The organism is Marinobacter sp. ES-1, assembly GCF_000475255.1.
Classification (GTDB): Bacteria; Pseudomonadota; Gammaproteobacteria; order Pseudomonadales; family Oleiphilaceae; genus Marinobacter; species Marinobacter vinifirmus.
The window spans coordinates 1-524 of record NZ_AXBV01000029.1 but is presented as its reverse complement, the minus strand read 5'-3'; the positions used below and the strand labels follow the sequence as shown (position 1 = coordinate 524).

At 58.8% G+C, this 524-nt stretch carries 1 pseudogene; it reads right to left on the bottom strand.

From position 1 onward, the window contains the following. Nucleotides 1-302, bottom strand: a pseudogene (locus Q668_RS03145) (group II intron reverse transcriptase/maturase); the annotation flags it as partial. Nucleotides 303-524: the final 222 nt, after the last annotated feature.

Sequence of the window (524 nt, the reverse complement as noted above, 5' to 3'; positions counted from 1 at the left end):
TGAGGATGGTAGTCTCCGGCCAACAACCGCTCACGCAGTGTTGGCCAATGCTGTTGCAGGTGGCATTTCAGGGCCGTCACCGGCATCTGATCGACGCCGGCAGCACCTTTGTTGGATACCACCCGTTGATACGCACGCATCAGGTTCGGGCGCTCAAGCACCTGTTCCATCAGCGTATTCGGCTCCGCGTTCGTCCACGAGTGAGCCCCCGTGCCTGCCTCGACACGGGCTTCAGTCTCTGCCGGATACTGTCCGGCGCCTCCCTGAATGCCCTGACCCATCCGGGTCGCTTCTGTCTTCATAAGCACATCACGAGAACTCATCGCCTACTAACGGCTAACCATGTTCAGTCCTTCAGTGCGCGGTGACGCACCTACTATGACCTCGGCTGAGTTCTGGCTCCCCATCCCCACTTCTCACGAAGTGAGTAGCACAGTGGCAGAGAGCCAGACTTCCCAGGGTAAGACGCGTGACCTTCACACTTATACCCGCCGCATCTACGTCCACACCTTCCGTGCAAGTAC